General features: G+C 53.6%; 12 protein-coding genes and 1 other RNA gene. 3 read left to right on the top strand and 10 right to left on the bottom strand.

The genetic code is table 11. From position 1 onward, the window contains the following. Positions 1-154: 154 nt before the first annotated feature. Positions 155-1,729, bottom strand: coding sequence for a prepilin peptidase (locus MK110_14700; GenBank protein MCH2212551.1), 1,575 nt, complete (start codon positions 1,727-1,729; stop codon positions 155-157). Positions 1,730-3,395: 1,666 nt separating this feature from the next. Between MK110_14700 and MK110_14695 the strand changes: the two genes are divergently transcribed. The 3 genes from MK110_14695 to MK110_14685 all read left to right on the top strand — a co-directional run bounded on the left by MK110_14695 (position 3,396) and on the right by MK110_14685 (position 6,427). Beyond that, positions 3,396-3,629 carry a hypothetical protein gene (locus MK110_14695; protein MCH2212550.1) on the top strand — a complete coding sequence of 78 codons (234 nt, stop codon included), beginning with the start codon at positions 3,396-3,398 and terminating at the stop codon, positions 3,627-3,629. Positions 3,630-3,852: 223 nt separating this feature from the next. Next, entirely contained in the window at positions 3,853-5,286 is a 1,434-nt protein-coding gene (locus MK110_14690) for a neutral/alkaline non-lysosomal ceramidase N-terminal domain-containing protein (protein ID MCH2212549.1), read from the top strand. Positions 5,287-5,617: 331 nt separating this feature from the next. After that, entirely contained in the window at positions 5,618-6,427 is an 810-nt protein-coding gene (locus tag MK110_14685; GenBank protein ID MCH2212548.1) for a TauD/TfdA family dioxygenase, read from the top strand. A gap of 142 nt (positions 6,428-6,569) precedes the next feature. Here MK110_14685 and ftsH read toward each other — a convergent pair whose 3' ends face one another. From ftsH to rlmB, 9 genes are all read right to left on the bottom strand, one after another. Further along, positions 6,570-8,660: an ATP-dependent zinc metalloprotease FtsH gene (ftsH, locus tag MK110_14680; GenBank protein MCH2212547.1), complete on the bottom strand. Its 2,091-nt coding sequence runs from the start codon at positions 8,658-8,660 to the stop codon at positions 6,570-6,572. Between the two features lie 311 nt (positions 8,661-8,971). Next, positions 8,972-9,069, bottom strand: an RNA gene (ffs, locus tag MK110_14675) — signal recognition particle sRNA small type. Between the two features lie 404 nt (positions 9,070-9,473). After that, positions 9,474-10,874, bottom strand: coding sequence for a DUF1501 domain-containing protein (locus MK110_14670; GenBank protein ID MCH2212546.1), 1,401 nt, complete (start codon positions 10,872-10,874; stop codon positions 9,474-9,476). Between the two features lie 6 nt (positions 10,875-10,880). After that, positions 10,881-13,028, bottom strand: a complete 2,148-nt coding sequence (locus MK110_14665) for a DUF1549 and DUF1553 domain-containing protein (protein MCH2212545.1) — start codon at positions 13,026-13,028, stop codon at positions 10,881-10,883. 332 nt (positions 13,029-13,360) lie between these two features. Continuing rightward, positions 13,361-14,671, bottom strand: coding sequence for a Gfo/Idh/MocA family oxidoreductase (locus MK110_14660; protein MCH2212544.1), 1,311 nt, complete (start codon positions 14,669-14,671; stop codon positions 13,361-13,363). 628 nt (positions 14,672-15,299) lie between these two features. Then, complete coding sequence (locus tag MK110_14655) at positions 15,300-18,473, bottom strand: c-type cytochrome (protein ID MCH2212543.1); 3,174 nt, start codon at positions 18,471-18,473, stop codon at positions 15,300-15,302. 482 nt (positions 18,474-18,955) lie between these two features. After that, on the bottom strand, positions 18,956-20,101 hold the full coding sequence (locus MK110_14650) for a trypsin-like peptidase domain-containing protein (GenBank protein ID MCH2212542.1): 1,146 nt from the start codon (positions 20,099-20,101) through the stop codon (positions 18,956-18,958). Between the two features lie 219 nt (positions 20,102-20,320). Then, positions 20,321-20,467: a hypothetical protein gene (locus MK110_14645; GenBank protein ID MCH2212541.1), complete on the bottom strand. Its 147-nt coding sequence runs from the start codon at positions 20,465-20,467 to the stop codon at positions 20,321-20,323. 264 nt (positions 20,468-20,731) lie between these two features. Then, complete coding sequence (gene rlmB, locus MK110_14640; GenBank protein ID MCH2212540.1) at positions 20,732-21,532, bottom strand: 23S rRNA (guanosine(2251)-2'-O)-methyltransferase RlmB; 801 nt, start codon at positions 21,530-21,532, stop codon at positions 20,732-20,734. Positions 21,533-21,630: the final 98 nt, after the last annotated feature.

Genomic DNA, 21,630 nt, shown 5'->3' with positions numbered 1-21,630 from the left:
TTAGTGTTTCGGCCGCAGTCTGCCGGGGCAGAGTACCGAGTTGTCGAGCTTCACATAAATACTGATATGCAGGAACAGGCCATCGTCCTGTACAGGGGCACTGTACCGTGCGGGAGCTTCGCCACTCGTCCGGCCCCATGGTCACACAACCGTGTCACAGGATACCTCCCGAAATAAACGCCAGTTGGCGCCACAGACACTGATGGATCACCAGTACCGTGGGGAACAGCCACCAATGCGCCGCCCCGGTGCGTTCTGCCATTGACAGTGACCAGGCAGGCATAACACCTGAGTTTGACAGATTATCCTCTCCGGGGGGGCCTAACATTCCGGTGTCTTCCGAAGACGAATCTTCGTCAGTTAACAGCATCGTTAAATACAAGATCAGTTTCATGGTTGCACACAGCACACTGATCATGACGATGGCCTGCCAGCCGAGTGCCAGCCCGGCCAGAACCCATGTGAACAGATGCTGAGGGACTCCGACCAGCCTGCGAATCGTGTATCCGGCCACCAGACCGGTTAAAGCTCCGTTCAACAACGGCATGATCACCTTTGTCGTGTATCTCCACGCAGGACCGCCGGCCTGCGAATGGATATCGAAGGTAAACGGCAACAAATGTGGACACGTAAGGACTACGACAGTAACCAGAGTCAACGTAATGACGATGGCCCGGCTCGGCACACACTTCTCGTCGCGTTCCATCATTGTCCAGCACAGCGTGGCACAAATCACAAAACAGTGAAACAGATACAGCCCAACCAGATCCCATTTGGTATAGAACAAAATCCAGAGTACTCCGGCATAGGTGTTCGGAGGACGTCCAGGAAGATTGGTACCACCGGTTATCAGTTCCACGAAGTACAGCAGCAGAAACAACAGGCCGATAGTCAGTTCTACCAGTGGATATCTCGCCGAAATCATGGTTTGGCAGTTGCGACACTGTCCGTGCAGCTTAAGCCAGCCGATCAGTGGCAGATTGTCGCTACTCAAAATCTCCGCACTGCACTGCGGACAGTGCGACGATTTCGCGAGTACCGAAATCCCGAGTGGAACGCGGTAGATTACCACGTTCATAAAGCTGCCCACACAGCTGCCAATCACAAAAAACCAAATGGCGCTCATTGATTCGCAAAACCGAAACAGCATGTTTTGAAGTAGCGACAGCCGGTCCAGTTCGAGATTTGGATTGGGAGCCGGGGGAGCCTGCAGATAGGCTGCTTCCTCGACAAGCGGAACGATGATGGAATAGATAAGAATAAAGCCAGTCGTTCCCCACTGAAGACATCGTGTCCCATGGCGGACGAGCCCGGCATGAATATGTGTGCGGCTGTCGGGAGTTTGCAGCAGTCGATTGATCTTAAACACGATTTCAGCCAGATCCACACAACCAAACAGTCCCAGCAGAACCATGGTAATGCGAAGGGAAAAAATTCCGTCGCTGAACAACGTTGTGTTGATGGGTTGCTGGAACCGAAGGGACCATGTCACCAGGCCCAGTAGCGTTAAATTCACCAACGGGAAATACCATCGCCACGTCACCCCCCTGATCGAACGCAGAGTGATCCATGCCGAAGTCGTGATGCCGATGATCATCACGTTCGGACGTTCGATCGCTGCCAGACAGGCCACTGCAATGAACACCGCATGCACGATTACCAGCATCCGGAGATATTCCGAGTACAGCACGGGTGGTCGGTCTGCTGAATAAACGTAGCAAGTCTTCATCACGATTTGCTTCCTGCAGTGACGGCAGACCCGTCACTGGAAACTATCTTTGGCGGACAGCAACGTATGCACCGTTGATTGCGCAGATGTTCAGATACCATCAGCCGCACTTTTTATTGTTCTGTTGGAATGAGTCCTCATGATGGCAGTCATGAGGAGCAGCCTGTTTTTTGCGTATGGAACAGTCTGGATGCCTGACGGGTGCTGTACTCTTCCGCTGCCGCACAGTCAGCCATCAAAGACGGGACTGACCGCACACGGCTCTTCGATGATTGCTGTCGGTGCGGACGCAGATACAGAGTCAGCACACACTGCAGGTCAGTCAAATTACTGGCCAACGCGAAAAATCAACCTGCACAGACTGTCGAAGACAGACAGCACAGAAGACCCGGCGTTCCTCGGAACGACCAGCGAAACACCGCATTCAGCCTGGTCCGCTCCCCTACGAGCGATGTCAACGCAATGCGGAGCACGGAGACCGACTGGTCAGCCACGGGGAGGGCCGCGCACAGGAACCCTAAAGCGGCGGAGAATATGGTCCACCGGTGCCGTCATCGGCCCCGCAAAGGCAACTTGACGGGTGCACAACGGAGTTTTTGTAACTTCAGCGTTGAGTTGAGCTGCAAACAACACCCTGCAGATCGGACATTCAAGAGGATCATGCGGCCGGTCTGGAGACTCGGAAGGGCAACCGTTCCGGTCCGTACAGACCTCGGAATCACTCTTTGTCTTCCGCGCATGGTGATCGTCGCTGCAGGCAGAACTGGTTGAGCGCACAGAATGATACTGGTGGCAGCAGACCACCTGAACCTCTGTGGTGGAATTCCCTGCGCGAGGCGACGATCCGGTAGTCGGACACGCAGTGTCAGAGGAATGCTCACAAGCGGGATGCAGCCATTCAGCAGCCGGCAGCAACAACTGAGAAATGGCTGCCAGGAGTACAATCACCGTCCTGAATAAATTTTGAACCCTGCACATGCGAACGATTTGCAGTAATAAGGCTCCAAGTTTGACCGATTATCCAAATGATACGCTCAGTGGGCATGAACCAGCAACGCAAAGTAATGGAATTCGACAGGAGACTAAAAAAATAGAATGACTCAAAGAACAGTACGAATTCGACGCGAAATGTTTAATCGCGGTGGCCACCGTTGTACAAACACGGCAAACGGGGACAGCCAGCCGTTGATCCTGACTTTACGGCGGAATGATACAGCTCTGCGACTGTTCGCCGCATAACACGGAAGGCGAAGCTTCCGCAGCCAACACAGGCTTGTCGAAAGACATAGAACACCAGTCGTCGGACCTGAGCGGCGTTGAAACATCCAACGTCTGGATACGAAAGCTGCCGGACGAGACCTGCAGGGGAGATGTCCAGCAGCGAACTCATCCGAACCCAGCAAACAGTATTTTTTTCTGTTTTTGTTTACCCCCGTTTGGAACCCTGTGATCCTGTCCGGAACGGCCTCCGATTTCCGTGAGGTTACTCAGAGTCCCCACCACCTCCCGGAAAGTCTCGGCGCGCCGGAGATACCTCCTAACCGGATTACGGTACACGAGCAAAACGACCGACCGGTTATAGTAACTGAGTCATAACATGGCAGGGTGTTCGAAAAGTGCGACCGAAGGGCTATGCTGCGGGCTTCAGAGCTGCCGGAGTGGAATCATGATGCCTCCCAACTGCTGTCTGTGTGATAAAGGACTCGAAACCGGGGCCGAATGCAAACTGCTCTGCTTTCACAAAACTCCAGAGCAGGAAAACTGGTACGCCGAAGCCGATTCACGTCTGATTCCCGACCACCCGCCGAACTGTGCATGGTTCTGCAACGATCATATTGACGCCGCGGAGGCACTTGTCGATCTTGACCTGGATCAGGCATTAGAGATTTTGCGGACCTGAGTGCACGGCAGACACGAAACTCCTGATCAGACGCCGGGAGATTTATCAGCAACCATACAGCGATTTCCGCCAGGCAAATCTGCTCAGCACGCTTAAAAACACTTCACGCGACGTCTAAACTCAGGAAGAACCGAAGTGACAACCAGGCAGAAGATGTCTGTTCGAATTCGCACACGCCGAGCCACCTGCAACTCCTTTAATCCGCACCAGTGGGAACGCCCGAATGACTCATTGTCCCGGTAACACACAACCCAGCCGAGGCCTGAAATCCGGTATTCGTCGTCGAGAATTCATGACCTCACTCGCTGCCGGCACTGCCGCATCGGGTCTCGCTTCCGCCTCCTCGGCATCTGCCACCAAACCGGCCAACTTGAGAGTTGGTGAAGGCATCGCAGACATCACACCTCCGGTGGGAATCGAACTCGGCGGCTTCCATCGCTCTCCGGGAAACGAACGCCGCGCTCGGGGAATTCGGCAAAAGTCGTTCGTTCGGGTGCTCTTCGTGGAACACCACGGAACACGGGTCATATTGATTTCGCTGGATGTCCTCGGAATCGGTCACGTGATGGCAGCGCGCATGCGTCAGAGTGTGGCCAAACAAACAAACGTTCCCGCCGACAATGTGCGTTTATGCGCCACTCATACCCACTCGACGCCCGGTTTCATCTTTCTGAGGCAGTGGGGCACAATTACGCCGGAATACGTAACCAACGTAGAGAAGCAGATCACCCGCGCCGTCGCTTTAGCCGTTGAGGACCTCGCACCGGCACAGATTTCCATGGGAAAAAGCCGTGTGGTGGAAGGCAACTTCAACCGCACGACCCGGACATGGAAAAACGACGACGTCTTCAGCACCGAAAGCACACACGACGACCGCTGGCTCGACAGGATGCTGCATGTACTACACTTCGAACGCGGTGGAAGCCACAGAGATTTGCTGTGGTACCACTTCTCTGCACATCCGGTGTGCTTTGCAGACGAACTGGCCGGACCTGATTACCCGGGTATCGTGGCCGAACTGGTGGAAAAAAATCACAACCTTTCCCCCGGGTTCCTGCAGGGGCACGCCGGAGACGTCAACCCGGGACCAGGACCATCACGCGGCCCCGGCGACGAAACCGCGGCGGCAGTCTACAAAGCAATTACGCAGGCACTCGACAATACGCAGCCCCTTGAGATCGATGCGCTGGTTTCGCATCGCCACGTGTACGGCATTCGACTGGATATTCCACTGTTCACCGAGTGGCTCCGGCAATACAGCGACGATCCGGCCGAGTGCGTACGGGGACACTGGGTGGATGCCCGCTTCGCCAAAGCCTGGTACGAAGACAATGCTGACCGCGATCTCACCCGGACAACACTCGATCGAACCATCAGCTCCATCAAGTTGGGACCACTGGCAATGGTGTTTCACCCGACGGAACTCTACAGCTATTACGGACTCTCCGTACGACACAGAAGCCCGGTGGCGGACACACTCGTTGTCGGCTACACCGACGGCATGACCGGGTACCTTGCCGATCCCACCGCTTACGCAACGGGCGATTACGGCTCGTTCACCGTGCCCAAAATCCTCGACTATCCGCCGTTTACCCCGCAGTCCGCAACACTGTTGGCAGATTCGATGGTGTCAGCGTTGAGGGAAGTCTGCACGTAGGATCTCGGCCTGCCGGTTCAACGTGTCGACATCCAAATCATTCGCAGCATTGAGACCAACAGCAATTTCGCTTCAACGCACCATCACCCAGAATGCAAATTCGCATTCCTGGACATCGAAGTCTGTTCACATCAATACCTTCAGAAATTCAGGCTGAGATTTTGTGGGTATACAACAATAAACCTATACTGATTATCTTGCGTTTTTCCGGATTGATGTTGTCATTGAAATCAGGACAACAAAGTTCGGTCTGAAATTTCGGACCGCCAACAGCCCCATGAAGTTGCAAACACCCGAGTTCAGACACGTCACGCCAAATTGCGGAGCCGAGGTGCGGGGAATTGACCTGTCTCAACCGCTGGATAAACGCTTGGCCGCCATGCTGACCACGGCACTCGCCGAGCACTGTGTGCTGTTTTTCCATGATCAGCATTTGACACTGGAGCAACACAAAACAATGGGCCGTTGTTTTGGTGAACTGCACATTCATCCCGCATGGCCGAGACTCGTCGAAGGACATCCGGAAATCATGGAGATTTTCGTTGACGAACACACCAAACGTATTGCCGGAGAGGACTGGCACTCGGACGTATCCTGTGATCGCGAACCACCGCTGGGAACCATTCTGCACATGCTTGAAACGCCACCTTCAGGCGGTGACACATTGTTCTCGAACATGTATGCGGCTTTTGACAGACTCTCGGTTCGTATGCAGCAGTTACTTACAGGATTAACAGCGGTACACGACGGTGAACACGTCTATCGCCGCGGCTACGATAACGAACAGCAACGAAGCGAAACCTATCCGCGCAGTGAACATCCGGTGATACGAACACATCCGGTCAGCGGACGAAAGGCGCTGTTTGTTAACCGCACATTCACGACTCGTATCGTTCAGTTGCCCCGACAGGAGAGTGATGCGATCCTTGAAATGCTGTTTCGCCTGGTGGAACAGCCCGAAATTCAGTGCCGTTTTCACTGGCAGCCAGGATCGGTGGCGTTTTGGGACAATCGCTGCGCCCAGCATCATGCTTTATGGGACTACTACCCGAATCGTCGTCGTGGCCTGCGTGTCACCATTCGAGGTGACGCCCCGTTCTATCGTGCAGACAGTGATGAAGTCAGTGAACTGAACGTTTGATACAGAATTCCGTTCGTGTTTCATCGTCTCCACCGTTTTCTTTTTAAGCATGACAGCGGAGGTAGACTTGTGCGGTGTCACCTGCGTGACCATTCGGAAGTGACATGCAGGAAATCGCCCTGTGGTTCCACTCGCGAACCTGCTATTTGACGTCCTGGTCTGCCAGGTCTTCGGTGGTTGAACTTTGTTCAGCCGGCTGTCCCTCTGACATTTCTGTCTCCAGTGCCGCCGGATCGTCTGTTTCACCAGGCCGGGGACCCAGGAGTTCACGGATTTGCGTACGTTCAATATGTTCATGTTCCAGTAGTGCATTTGCCAGTGCATCCAGTTCAGCACGGTGACGAATCAACAACTCAATGGCGCGGTCGTGAGTTGAATTCATGATCCGCTGAACCTCGATATCGATGATACGGGCAGTTTCTTCGCTGAATTCCCGGTAGGTATGCATTTCCTTCCCAAGGAAGGGGTGTTCTTCAGACTGCTTAAACGATACCGGACCAACTGTTTCCGACATTCCCCAGCTGGCGACCATCTTTCGAGCCAAACTGGTTGCGCGTTCAATGTCATTTTCGGCACCTGCCGAGACTTCATTGAAAACCAGTTTCTCTGCCGCACGTCCCCCCAGCATCATCACCAGTCTCTTACGGAGAATGGTTTCACTCACGTTGTAAATTTCTTTCTCCGGCATCAACTGCGTAACACCAAGAGCTCGGCCACGAGGAATAATCGTAACTTTGTGAACGACATCCATTCCTTCCTGGAACCATGCCAACACCGCATGTCCTGCTTCATGCCACGCTGTCAGTTTCTTTTCACTATCATCCAGCTGTTCTTCGCGCATCGCTCCCATCATTACGAGATCCTGAGCAAACAGGAATTCGTCCATGGAAACTTTTCGTTTGCCGTCACGTGCCGCTTTCAGTGCTGCTTCATTGACAAGTTTCTGCAACTCAGCTCCGGAGTAACCAATCGTGGACTGGGCCAGTGCATTCAGACGGACATCCTCGTCCAGCGGAACTTTACGCGTATGCACTTTCAGTATACCCAGTCGGCCTTCCCTGACAGGTAAATCCACAGTCACATGCCGATCGAACCTGCCGGGACGCAGCAGAGCGGGATCCAGCACATCCTGACGATTCGTGGCTGCCACGACGATGATTGATTCCGTCTGGCTGAACCCGTCCATTTCACTAAGGATTTGGTTCAATGTTTGTTCACGTTCATCGTGACCGCCACCAACACCGGCGCCACGAACACGACCCACTGCGTCGATCTCATCAATGAATATGATACACGGTGCCTGTTCCCGGGCTGTCTTAAACAGATCACGCACACGCGTCGCACCCACGCCGACAAACATCTGAATAAATTCAGAACCATTCACGGCAAAGAACGGCACTTCTGCCTCTCCGGCAGTTGCCCGGGCCAGCAGTGTTTTGCCGGTCCCCGGGGGACCGACCAGCAGGACACCACGAGGAATCGTGGCCCCCAGACGTGTAAAATCATCCGGCGTTTTTAAAAACTGTACAACTTCTTCGAGATCCTGCTTGGCGGATTTCAGTCCGGCAACATCGTCAAAGGTGGCCGCTTTGTCATCTTTTTCAAATCTTCGTGCCGGGCTGCGAATGAACGACCCCATCATTCCGCCACCACCAAATGGGTCACTGGAACGGCGCAGCACAAACCAGATGACCACCATCAGCAGCATACTAAAACCAAGATACGTCAACACCTGCATGCCGACCGTCATTTCACTGTGCTTAACTGCCAGCGGCTCAATTTGGTAAAGCGCTTCGCGCAGTTCGCTGTCCTCTTCCCAGCCCGGAAGCGGTGTCGTGTTAAAATCAATCTGAAGTTTCCCGGTAATGGATTCGGGTTTTTCAGATTCATTCGGCAGGTTCACCCACGTCCCGGTGAACACGTCACCGTGAGCCATATGGTAAACCTTCAGTGACTTCACATTGCCCTGGAGCAGTTGCGTGCGGAAGAAGTTGTGTGGAACACTGGTTCCGTGATTCGACGGAGAATCGAACAGGAACCACACCAGCATCAGCAGGCCGGCGATGATCAACATCGGCATCATGCCAAGTCCGCGACCTGGTCGGGATTCGCTGGTCGAATCTGAATTGTTCCTGCCGGCAGAGCCTGACTTGCGGACTGAATCTGAATCCGACTGACCGGAACCGGATTCATCCTGTTGTGTATCGTCGGCGTCTTGATCGTTGGCGGTCATATCTTTCTGTATCCAATGTCGGCTCGCTGACATCAGTCAGCCAACGTGTGAACCGGATAAGTTCTGGAGCCTGACTCAGTCGGGCTGCGGTCGTGAAGTTCACAGTTTAACGTAAAAGCAAGGTGCTCCGTGAATTCAATAGCTACCGCGGAGGACTGCAACACGCCAATCCACGCAATTGGGTGACCTCAGTACACGTTATCATGTTTAAACAGCGAACGCCCCATCGACAAACCCAAGGTTGGCTGCCCCGGGAATTCAGGCAGTGAGAGGAATTCTGACAACAGGTCTCAAAAAACAAGCGGGAACGCAATGCTACCTCCGCATGCACCTGAGAACCGAATACCGCAGGGCTGCTTCATTTCTGACCTGACCCGGTTTGGCTGGACTCACCGCAATTGGAGGCAGCATCGCATACCCGCAAAAGGTCGGATGCTGCAGCTCACATTATTTCGCGCGGAGGTGCGAACGCAAGGCACTCATCCGGGGAAATAGCGTTGTTTTGGCGCTTTCCGAAGGCAAAAAACTAACAAAGCTCGATGTGACGCGTTGATGCTTAACCCGTTGTTTATTTTGTAATGCATTTTTTTAGCGCCCAGACCCTTCAGGATCACTTTCAGGAAACCAACACCGAGTTCGTTCCTGCGGAACCGATGAGACCGATCCGGTGATCTGTAAGTCGGGGGGGCAGACTGCAACGTACAACACGAATCTCCGATAGCAGTGCCGATGGCGGCACCCTGCTCTGCACGGCCCCCAGGCTGTTTCCCGATTCAGAACCCACAGCGTCTCACAGTAGCTTCCGTTTTGCGGTCATGAGGCAACCAGTCGCGAGGCAAGATTGTTTTGCCCGCCCACATCAGTCAGGCGACGAACCCGCCCCTCAAAATAATAAGTGAGAGCTTCGTGATCGATGCCAAGCAGTCCCAGAATGGTGGCATGCAGGTCGTTGACGTGGACCTTATCCTCAATCGCGTGAAATCCAAAATCATCCGTCGCCCCGATCACTTTACCACCCTGCACTCCCCCGCCGGCCAGCCAGGCGCTGAATCCGTACGGATGATGGTCTCGACCACCGGATCCCTGACGAATCGGGGTGCGGCCGAATTCACCAACCCACACCAGCAATGTACTGTCCAGCAATCCTCGCCGATCAAGATCTTCAATCAATCCGGCGATCGGCTGATCTGTTTTGGCCGCCTGGCCTTCATGGTTGCCCTTACAGTCTCCATGGGCGTCCCAACCGGCACTGATCAGCTGAACATACCGCACTCCTCGCTCCACCATCCTCCGAGCCATGAGGCACATCCGGCCAAAACGGTCCGCCGTGCCGTTTTCAATTCCGTAAAGATCCCGAGTGGCTTTTGTTTCACCGGAAAGATCGATGAGTTCCGGGGCCGCCGACTGCATGCGATACGCCAGCTCGTAGTTCGCAATGCGTGCATCCAGTCGACTGTCTCCGGGGCGCCCGGCCAGATGCTGCTGATTCCACGCGTTGATCTGGTCGAGCAGTAATCGCTGTTCCCGACCGGCAACACTCGGATGACGCTGCAGGTTCTGGATTGGCACACCTTCGGCACGCATGGGAGTTCCCTGATAAACGGCCGGCAGAAAACCGGACGAGTACATCGATGCGCCATTACGAAAAACACTGTCCGTCATTGCGATGTAGGATGGCAGATTATTACTCTCACACCCAAGCCCGTAGGTGACCCACGCTCCAACCGTTGGATGCGCCAGCAGTCGGGTTCCCGAGTGCATCATGATCATGGCCGAACCATGAATGAACAGTTCATGGTGCATCGATCGAACAACGGCCAGACGATCCGCGTGGCGACTGAGTTTCGGAAACAGACTTGAGATCGGCAGCCGACTTTCACCATGGCGCCGAAATGGAAATTGTGTCGCCATGACCTGAGAATCTGCCGTGTTGATCTGGGCCAGATCAAAGTCTCGTAACTCTTTCGGCAGCAACTGTCCGTCATATTTCGCAAGAGCCGGTTTTTCGTCGAATGTCTCCAGATGACTGGGGCCACCCTGCATAAACAGAAAAATGACGTTCCTGGCTGTACCGGGAGCATCAGGCGACTGAAGCGCCAGCGGATTGCGAGTGCGGGAGGCTTGGGCCTGTACGTCATCCGCCAGCATGCTGCCAAGGGCCGTGCTGCCAAAGCCGAGACCACCGTTGAACAGAAAATCGCGACGTGAATTCACAACAGATCAATCTACGAATGAGAATTCAGACAGATTAAACAACGCCAGACATAACTTGGAAAGCGATCGGGCTCTTTCCGGAACGGCCGTCGACAGCGACTCAGGAGGATCCGTTAACCTCTGACTTTCTTCTGCCTCCAGTGAACGAAGCAGCTGCAGCCCTGATTCTGTTTCATCCTCGTCGGGCAGACGACTCAGTGCCAGTTTCCAGGCCCGAATAACCTGATTTCGCGGATCACTGCCCGATTCCTGCACGATTCTTCCTGCCATGTGCATCGCCTGTCGAAACACAGAACCATTATTCAGGCCCCACAATGCCTGGGGAGCCACTGTCGTTACATCGCGTACAGGACAACTCTGTGAGGTGACGGGTGAGTCAAATACCTGAAACATGGGAAATTTGAAATTGCGACGCACCAGAATATAGAGCCCTCGACGTGTGTGCTGCGCGGTGTCTGCAGACACGACCCAGTGCCATTTGTCCCGCAGTGAAGCGATTTCATCATCGGCCAGGGCAGGAACAACAGGCGGGCCACCCAGGCTGAGGTTAATTGTTCCGGCTGCTGAATGTACCGCGTCCCACAATGCTTCCGCCTCCAGTCGACGACGATTCATTCTCCACAGCAGCCGATTATCAGGATCTTCTTCCAGGTGTCGCGACGAACTGAAGCGACTGCTGTGCCGGTACACCGAGGAATTCATGATCAGTCGGTGCAGATGTTTGATGCTCCATCCACTGGCCACGAATTCCGCTGCCAGCCAGTCAAGCAGTTCCGGATGCGACGGTTCTTCCCCCATGAAGCCGAAATCATTCGGAGTTTCAACGAGACCTCGCCCAAAATGCCAGTGCCAGATTCGATTGACCATCACACGGGCGGTTAACGGATGGTCTTTCCGTGTCAGCCACAACGCAAACTGCTTTCGCGAATCAAATCCGTCAGCCAGTTCTGCTGACGTCGATGTTGCGGACGCCAGTGAAATCGGCAGAGCCGGAGACATCTGCTGTTGTGGTTTCTGTAATTCCCCTCGTTCCAGGACATAACTTGGCTTGATCAGTTGCGGGTGCTCGCGACCAAGAACGCTCACCGTCGGAATGTGCATCAAGGCATCATACGGAATTGTTTCCTGACCACCGGTCCTTTCAGGTAACGCCAGTACTGCCTCGCCGATTGCTGCCAGCAGCCTCTGCTTTTCCTGGGTTTGGTCGGGTGACAGTTCTGTTCCCGCGGTCTGTACTTCAAACAGCTGATAGGCCCGACGCGCTTCTCCGACGGCTACGATCCGAGGAAAATTCTGCCGCCAGTCGGCTTCACCCATGGCGTTCCACAACGGCAGCTCGACTTCTCGAGAGGATGAAAAGATCGCCTGCAGTGAGAAATAGTCTTCCTGAGTGAATGGATCGACCTTGTGTTCGTGGCATCGGGCGCACGCCATCGTCAGTCCCATGAAAGCCGATGCGGTTGTATCCACCCAGTCAGTAAGCGTTTCATAGTGCAGCCGACCGGCATCAAGTGCCGATTCATGCACACGGGGCCCCAGCGAGTAGAATCCGGTACCCACGCGAGCTTCCAGATGCCTTTGCTTGGTCTCCGGAATTACATAAACACGTCGGGGATCCAGGTCAAGGTTGTCCGGCCAGAGTTCGTCACCGGCGATCTGTTCCTGGACGAAAATATTGTACGGTTTGTCGTCATTGAAACTCTTGACGACATAGTCGCGATACCGCCAGGCATTCCGGTAGTAAATATCTGTTTCATAGCCTCCGCTGTCAGCATAACGAGCCACATCCAGCCAGTGCCGTCCCCACCGCTCACCATAATGCGGGGACTCCAGAAGTGAGTCGACCAGTTTCATCCAGCCGTCCGCAGACAGTCCGGCGGAAAACTGATCCATCTGTTTCTGAGTTGGCGGCAGTCCCAGCAGATCAAAACATGCGCGCCGCACAAGTGTGTGCCGATCAGCCGCTGGTGCCGGTTCCAGTTCTGCCTCTTCAAGTTCGCGATAAATAAACCGATCGACAGTATTCCGACATTTTGCTCCATAATGCAGGTCGACAGTTGATGGAGGATCAACAGGGACAACTGGCTGAAATGACCACGGATAGGCAGAAAGATCCTCATCCGCCGTTCCGGAGACCGGAATGCTGAAAAGCAATAACGAAATAAGTCGGGCTTTATACATATCGACTGCCAGTCAGCCTCTGTTTTAAAACACGCTCAGGGATACTGTTATGCATCAGACAACGGTCAGGATCGAAAATTTTTTCTGTCAGAACACTGTTTCAGCATGTCTCATGCTGAGAGTAAACACGATGGCTGACACATCAGTTCCAAACTGAATTTGTTCCTGTTCCGCGAGATGTTTGGTGCCGTCTGCGAAGCAGACGATATCAGCACTGACAAATCAACAACGGTCAGTCAATGGAAACGTCAGGAGTGGTTAAAAACATCGATGCTTTGTGATTGTTGAATTAACTGGCCATTCGATCAGCTCAGTCGTTCCCTGCCCGGAATGGCGAACGGAGGACTGGCCATGTCCCCGCCATAGTTGAGTTCTGCCGGAAACATGTCAAGTGCTGAACGATTGACGGCAAAGTCCCATGTAACAGTTTTACCCGTATAGGCCGCCATGCGTCCGATCACTGCCGTCAGGGAACTGTCAGCGGTGTCGTTGAGTTCCACGATCGGGCGGCCCGAAATGATCGAATTCACGAGATCTTTGTGTTCCTGAAGGTATGCGGCACCGATATCACCCGACATCGACCATAATTCTGTTCCGTTACGATCGGTCATCAGTGAGCCTCGATCACCACCGTAGATCGTCATCACACCGTCTGTCCCGTAAATAACATTGGAATTATCTGTGTCCGTGTTGGGCATCTGACGACACATGAATGAACACATACGGTTGCCGGGATAGATAAAATCGATGGCCATATTGTCCCACATCTGACTGTCACCGGGCCGAGTGAATCGCCCGCCACCGCCATAGGCCAGTTCCGGCGGCCCCCCCATGATCCAGTTCATCGTATCAATATTATGAACGGCCTGTTCGACAATCTGATCACCTGACAGCCAGATGAAATGCATCCAGTTGTAAATCTGATACTCCGTATCGCTCATTCCGTCCTTCCGCGGACGGTACCAGATTCCGCTGGCACAATACCGCATTTGCGAACTGATGATTTCGCCAATGGCTCCGTCGTGGATTCGATTAACGGCTTCGAGATAGCTGGTCTGACGACGATACTGTGTTCCGGTCACTATTGACGTGCCGTTGGCTTCGGCCAGAGTATGCGCCTTGAGGCAGATCTTATATCCGGCCGGATCAACGCAGGCTGGTTTTTCCGCAAATATATGCTTGCCCGCCTGGACAGCTTCCAGAAGGTGTCGAGGTCGAAATCCTGGCGGCGTCGCAAAAAGAACCAGATCCACATCCGGGTCATCGAGGATCTGTTTGTAACTATCCAGTCCTGTGTGAATCTTTCCTGCCGCCACTGCCGCGCGAGCACCGTACCTTGGTTCCATTCGGCGTAATAATGATTGCGGCTTTCGCTCGTTAACGTCTGCGATCGCCACCAGCTTCACATTGTCATTGACGCTCATGGTGTTTTCCACCGCGCCACTCCCCCGTCCGCCGGCACCCACAAGTCCCACGCGGACCGTGTCCGAAACGGAACCGGGTTCTGTCCCCCGAACTGAACGGGCCGCCACACCGGCCGCCGCGACCGTACCCGATTGCAGAAAAGAGCGTCGGCTTGCAGATGCCTGCGGGGTAAGAGCGTCATTACTGAACATGTCAAACCGATACGGTCAGGAGTAAGCGTAGACGAACCGCGGCAGATTATAACATGGTCCGCAGACGTTGAAATACAGTTGGCTTCTGACAGGTTGTCCGTAACCAACGGACAACCTGAACGCGGGTTAAAGATCGATGTCCTGACCTCTCTCGTTACCACACTGTACAACACGATGACTGCCCCCGCTCAGCTGACTGACAGATCACAGTCTCAAATTCGCACTTGATCACCAGACGGATCCCATCTGATGCAGTTCACCGTTAAGTGACGTTTAAATGAATCACGACGATTGTAGGATGAAACACAGCCGGAGAACGCAGGCCACGTATTTACAGAAACCGGAACAGCTTACAAACAACACTCCGGTACTACTGAACTACGAAAGACCAATGTGTTAATTTCGACGGCCACGAACACACCAAAGTTACGTCTCCGTCACTCCATTCAGTCAGTCGCTCGGTCGGTCGTTCCCGACCGGCAGTCCTGATCCGAGCGACTGACGGTCCTCGAATGCTGCGTGCGAACCGGAACGGACCGCAGGAACCTTGTCAAAGCGATTGGCAGAATATCGAAGGCATCCGTAATAAATCGCGATTTCCGGGCGGCGCCATCCGCCGATTCCTTTCTTAACGAGCAAACGCCGTATGATCGGGGTTGCCGCGTGACTCGATATACGCAAGCAGGTCGAGAACCTGCAGCTGGTCATACGGATTCAGCATCCCTTTCGGCATCGGCGAAATATTCGACAGCGTCATCTGTTCGATCTCGCTTTTATTGATCGATGTTGGAGGCTTATTCGACAATGGATCACCTGTAATTCGAATCTCCGTGTCATCCTCAAATATCAAAAATCCCCTGTGCACCCTGCCATCCAGGGTAACAACGGATCTGGATTTAAATTTGTCATCGATTTTCCGCGACGGTTCTAGAATGTGCGTGAGTAATTCAAGACCACGCACGTTTTCGCCGAGCTTTGTGAGGTCCGGACCAAGGGTGCCACCCTTCCCCTCGCCGATGCGATGACAGGAAAAACAGGAAGCACCTAAAAACACGAGTTTGCCCTGCTGAAAAGAACGCCCACTTAGCGGACGCATTAATTCGTCACGAAAGTCCTCGACCCTCCAGTCGCGGACAGCCGTATCCGACGATGCGGAAACAACAAAGTGTGATGACGCATCTTCGTCAGCCAGAGCCCTGATAAATAACAACAGGGAATCGATCTGGTCGTCACCAAGTACACCGGCATAGATGGGCATCCCGGATTCACCGTTCACGGCACCAGCCGCTACCTTTGCGGCAGGATTCAAGATCGATTCCCGGAGGTACGATTCGTCGGCCGTTACAGACTCCCCTGTCGAAATCAGCTTGCGTTCAGATCCGTAAAGACCAAGCCAACTGGGACCGTTTTTGCCAACCGCCGAACCATCGACTGAATGGCAGCCGATACATCCCACCTGTCGGTATAACCGCGCACCACGTTTTATCGTTGGCCTGGCCGGCGGCTTTGATGCCGGAGGAACTGTTCGCCTGCTTAGATCGACCTCATTGCCTGCAAAACCATGCGTCGTCAGATCGATTTTCCGCAGAACATGAGCAGACAGAAAGGTTTGATGCCGAACCGGCTCATCATTCTGAACGGCGATCTCGTAGCTCACTTCGATCTGCATGACTGCACGCATGCCGGGAATACCCAAAAACACAGATTGCTGATCCCTCGAGATCTGTACCGACGATACCGGAAGTGTTTCGGTTCCGGACGTTCCATCGAGTCGATAATGTCCACTCCCGTATTGACTGGTACGTTTGTAATTCCACCGTCGAACGGTGTAGGCGCCGCGACTGGATGCAGTCTCCAGATCGAGCGGGTGGTCGAATCGAAGAAGAATGCCGCGACGCGCCGTCTGAACTTTGCACGGGACTGTCCAGGGCTTTGACGAATCCGTACGAACCCTTCCGAAAAATGTCGCATTCTGTGCCAGACTGCCCCAAACCTTAAAGCCGGTTAAATACAACAATCCGTCGGCGGGATTGATCGCGGCTTTGAGCAGCGGATTTGATCCGATGTTCAGGTCAAGGGGTGTGGCACCGCCCTGGATTGCGAGTTCATCCAGGTCTGTATGAAGCTGCATTATGCGGGGAGGCTGGTAGCTTAGAAGGATCGGCCTGTTGTTCAGTGGTCCCATCTCCGCATTCCGAACCCACATCACTGACGCGGCCGATCCGCATTCGGCATGTGGGATCCAGGTCAACGGGGGACTGACAGGCCGGTCATCAAGCGACTCGCTGCGCCGAAAACCATAGAATCCGTCCTGTTCGATGAAGCTCACGGGAGTGGACGGCACCCAGTTCCCCTGCTGATCGGTCGCAGCAATTTGTCCTGTCTCAGGATCATACCCTAAATACGGGTGTCGGAACCCGGTGGCAATCACCTTCACATCACTGCCATCAGGTGAGACCCGAAGAATCGCGCTGTAAGTTCCCCTCTGACCGGATTTACTGACGAGGAAACTACCATCCGTTTCCAGTTCAAGGGATAGAGCAAAATCACGTGTTTCGGCAGTCTGATGAATACGGGAACAGAAGAGTTCGTGATAGTCAGCCTCTCCGTTGTTATCGCGGTCATGAAGCCGCCAAAGACCGCTCCGGTCGTAAACAAAAATCTCTCCGTCCCTGATTCGAATACTAAGCGGTTCATGAAGACCGGACGTGAATCGAGTCCACACGACTTCCTGTGATTTGGGTTCAAGACCATCGCAAAGCCAGACATCGCCATCAAACGTCACCAGCGCGGCACGTCCGGATGTCCCAAAAAAACTGATGTCAGCTGGCCGGACGGCCCGTCCATACGGATTTTCCAGCGGCAGCGGAAGTTCCTCAAGATTAAGCGCAGCGCCGCTCTGCGCTGCCGGCAGTGACAGGCGAACGGACTGTTGCCAGCGTCGAACCGAACGGTCCGACGAATTCACTACAACACCACGAGATTGCCGGCGGGATTTGGCCGCATTCCGCCTGTCGGTATTCGTACATGACACGGAAACCGTTTGAAGTTTTTTGGATGGTTCAATGCAGCAAACCACATGCTGACGAATATTCGTGAGGATGCCGGAACCGTGGCATTGAAAATCGACCTGGTCTGAATTCCTCGCGATGACAACATAAATCGGTTCACTGTGCGCATTGACCTGCAATCGACGAATGAAACCGTCCTGAACGTGTTCAAATCGCTCATTAACGCGTACTTTGCCGGCGATCTCATATTGGATCTCAACACCATTCGTCAGATCAATCCCGAGAAAACGCGCTAACCTTCGGTCAAGTCCTCCGTGACAGATCTGATCTTCATCTGTCCGAGCAGGACGTGGATCTCCAATCTGTGGCGAGCCAAGTCCAACGCCCGCGTAAATACCGTTTTGGAACCAGATCTCCCCCTTCGGCTGCGGCAATGTCCCCAGCCCCGGACGCACCTTGATGAAATTGTAGGGATAACTGTTGCAGGCCATATTCGCGTTGACGAACGGCATGTCTTCCGCTGTCCATACCGCAGCCACTCGCAGTAAATCAACGTCATAGGCCAAAAAGCAGTTATCCTCCAATGGAAACACGATCGCACGTGCGATGAGATTATCCTTGACTGATTCTCCGTTCACAGATCTCGCGTCGACCGTCATCGAGAAAAATGGAAAATCCGATTCAATAAATTCCTCCCACGGCCAACTTTCATTTTTGGTTTCGTCCTGAGCGATTGATGACGTGGTCACCAAGCCGACTGTCAACAGGAACACCCCAAATTTGCAAAGCATCATCATTCTTCGGTGACTGGTCATGGTTCAACAACCGTAAGGCCTGGTTCTGTTCTGTTCACTGTTTACCTCACAAACTCCCCAAAACACATTTTCAGCATGGTACCGGACCAGACACCAACAAGCGTGCAAACACCCATACATCATTGGCTGACGTGACGCTTCGGATACGGTTTCAGACAGGCGCAGCCGGCAGCGAAACATGTTCACAACGCCCCTGTACAAACAATCCTCTTGGGGATCCGGTGCAGCACAGAATCAGAGCAAACACGGATGATAACGACTGAAACTCCGCGCTGCGGAATTCTTCAGCATACGCCGGTTGCCTGGAGCGTACCAGTGAAGTCACTGCAACCTCAACAGTGCGGCGGTGAACAATCTCCGCTGGACCTGGGATAATACCGAGTGTTCGTCTTTTGCTGCCGTACGAAACAACCGTAGGACACCACACACGCTTCGAGGCTTCAGAACCCCGATCAGTCTCAGGACTGTGTCTCGTCAAGATGCACTGGGATGTCGAGCCTGGATGATCCACGAATGACCGTCACAATCACACGATCACCAGGTTTGTTCGATTCGATATACCCAAGGAACTCATCCGCGGTTCTGATCGGCTGCCCGTCGACAGCCACAATCATGTCGGCCGCTGAACGGTCTGTTCTTTCGATCACAATAGGTCCGCGGCGTTCCCGTGTAACACGAGGACCACGCAGACCTGCCTGTTCGGCAGGGCCTCCTGGTGTCAAATGAATCACCAGCAGCCCATCATCCGTTTCGTACACAACCTGGATACCGATATCCGGGCGAATCACTCGGCCGTGGCGGATCAGTTGTGGAACGACACGGTTAATCAGACTGGCGGGAATCGCGAAACCGATGCCCGAATTTTGCCCGGTATGGCTGGCGATGGCCGTGTTGACGCCAATCAGACGACCGTGCGAATCGAGCAGTGGTCCACCCGAATTTCCGGGATTGACCGCTGCATCAACCTGAATAATGGATTTGATAGACCGGTCTCGAGTGATCTGCAATGAGCGATTAAGGCTCGAAATGATTCCGGTAGTCATCGTCCGTTCAAGTCCAAACGGATTACCAATAGCAAACACCCTCATTCCGACTTTGAGTTGGCCGGAATCACCCAGTTCAATCGGAAACAGTGTCTCAGGCGATGCGTCAATTTTTATGACAGCCGTATCGTTCACCGGATCAGCACCAACAAGCGCAGCGACATACGTTTTGCCGTCATACAATGTCACTTTCACCTGACGCGCATCTTCAACCACATGATAATTGGTCAACACATGACCGGCCTTGTCAATGATCGCACCGGATCCGGCTCCTTCCGAACTGCTTTCAAATAAAAACAGACCGTCATTTCGGACGGTACGAGTGGTGATATTGACAACTCCTCGGTTGTTCCGACTGTAGACAAACGCATTTACTGCCTCTTCGTTCGTGAGTCCGTCGGCGTTATATCGTGGTACGCTCTGCTCTGTCTTGCTCAACGGATCTGTGAAGTGTGTCAATCGCTGTGCGTGAACCACATTTTGATTTGTCGGATTAACCAACCACATGGCCCACAATGCCCCGGATAGTCCGAAAACAAACGAAACCATCGCCTGTTTCATCTCAGCGTCTCCTTCACGATCAAAGTCTTGCCGTCACATACCACCGAGCAGGTCCGACATTCCGGCATCGGCCCTGTCCTGTCGTTATTCGATACCGCACTCTGATGATACCGTCAATGCGAATACAGGCCCGAAGACTGTGCCAGCCTGCAATCATTCACCGTGTTCCTGCGTTTTCGATAAAACATGGGTTCTGCTGGCATGGCCTCCGCGTTGGTTTCAGATACCAAGTGATTCATCAGCAGTCAGTTTAACTGAGTAACGTTTAACCGGGATGGTCAGGCAGACCCGGCCAGATTCGAACAGAGAAATCGCCACCACATCCTGCTCTTCCTGAGCTATAGATTGCTCAAACGGCAGAGGCATTTGTCAAACGCCCTGTGGAGTTTGGTTCTGACGACCATGACGCACTGAATAAGACCAAATAAACACAATGGCAGCGGGGTTCATGCGATGGCCTGGACGACTCCGGACGGTCTGTGCCTTCCTCTACCCCGGCGCCGCCTGGACTGCGGCCGACTACTATAGCCCTTCAGGTTGAAATACGGACATACAACGCACTGCCTCTTCGCCATTCCACCCGGTGGGAGCAGGAACTCAATTCGATACGAGATCCCGAACTTCACGGGTTCAGAGTTTTTTCCGTCGCAATTCGTAAAGAAGCATTCCGGCAGCTACGGCAGCGTTCAATGATCCGACACGTCCACACAAAGGTATGCTGATCTGCCGATCACAAAGTTTGAGCAGTGATTGGTTAATCCCCTGAGCCTCACTTCCAATGATTAGCCCCGTTGGAAGCGATGTGTCGACACTCCAAACGGATACGGGTGACTTTTCACTTGCGGCCAGTATCTGCATCCCCGCATTTCTGAGCAGATCAACCGCATTCTGCAGTGTGTCAACTCGTACAACAGGAATGTGACTGACGGCTCCGGCGGACGCACGAGCAACCTGAGGCGTCACACCGACCTGCTGTGCTTTACCGATAATGACAGCATCCGCAGCCATTGCTTCACACGTCCGAAGAATGGCTCCCAGGTTATGGGCGTCCTGAATGCGGTCCAAAATCACAATCAGAGGAGACAGGGACTGTGACTCGTTGCGTTCGTCCAGTCGTCGCGCCAGACTGACCAGATCGAGATACGGAAATGGCCCCATTTGAACCGCGACACCCTGATGATGTCGGCTGCCACAAAGTTGTGTGAGTCGTTCCGCGGTGACCTGTTCAATGATGGGTTCACCGAGTCCATGTTCCGCAAACGATGGCAAAACTTCCTGCATTTCTGCCCGGAACTCGGAAGTCGAACACAAGCGTCTCAACGGCCATACGTTTGCTTTCAACACTTCAGTGACGGCATGTCGACCAATGAGCCAGTTGCGCTGGTGGCTGGCGTCCAGTTGTTTTCGACGTGACCGACGTTTGTCCGACATGTGACGTTTCCCGACATGATGTGATCGGCAGAAAAGACAAGGTCAAATCGGATGACTGCCGGTTTGTAACGAGAGACAGCAGGTCCATCATGTTTTGC

The sequence above is a fragment of the Fuerstiella sp. genome (assembly GCA_022447225.1).
In the GTDB taxonomy this organism is placed as follows: Bacteria; Planctomycetota; Planctomycetia; order Planctomycetales; family Planctomycetaceae; genus S139-18.
Note: the sequence above shows the minus strand (reverse complement) of the source record. Positions and strands in the feature narration are given on the sequence as shown.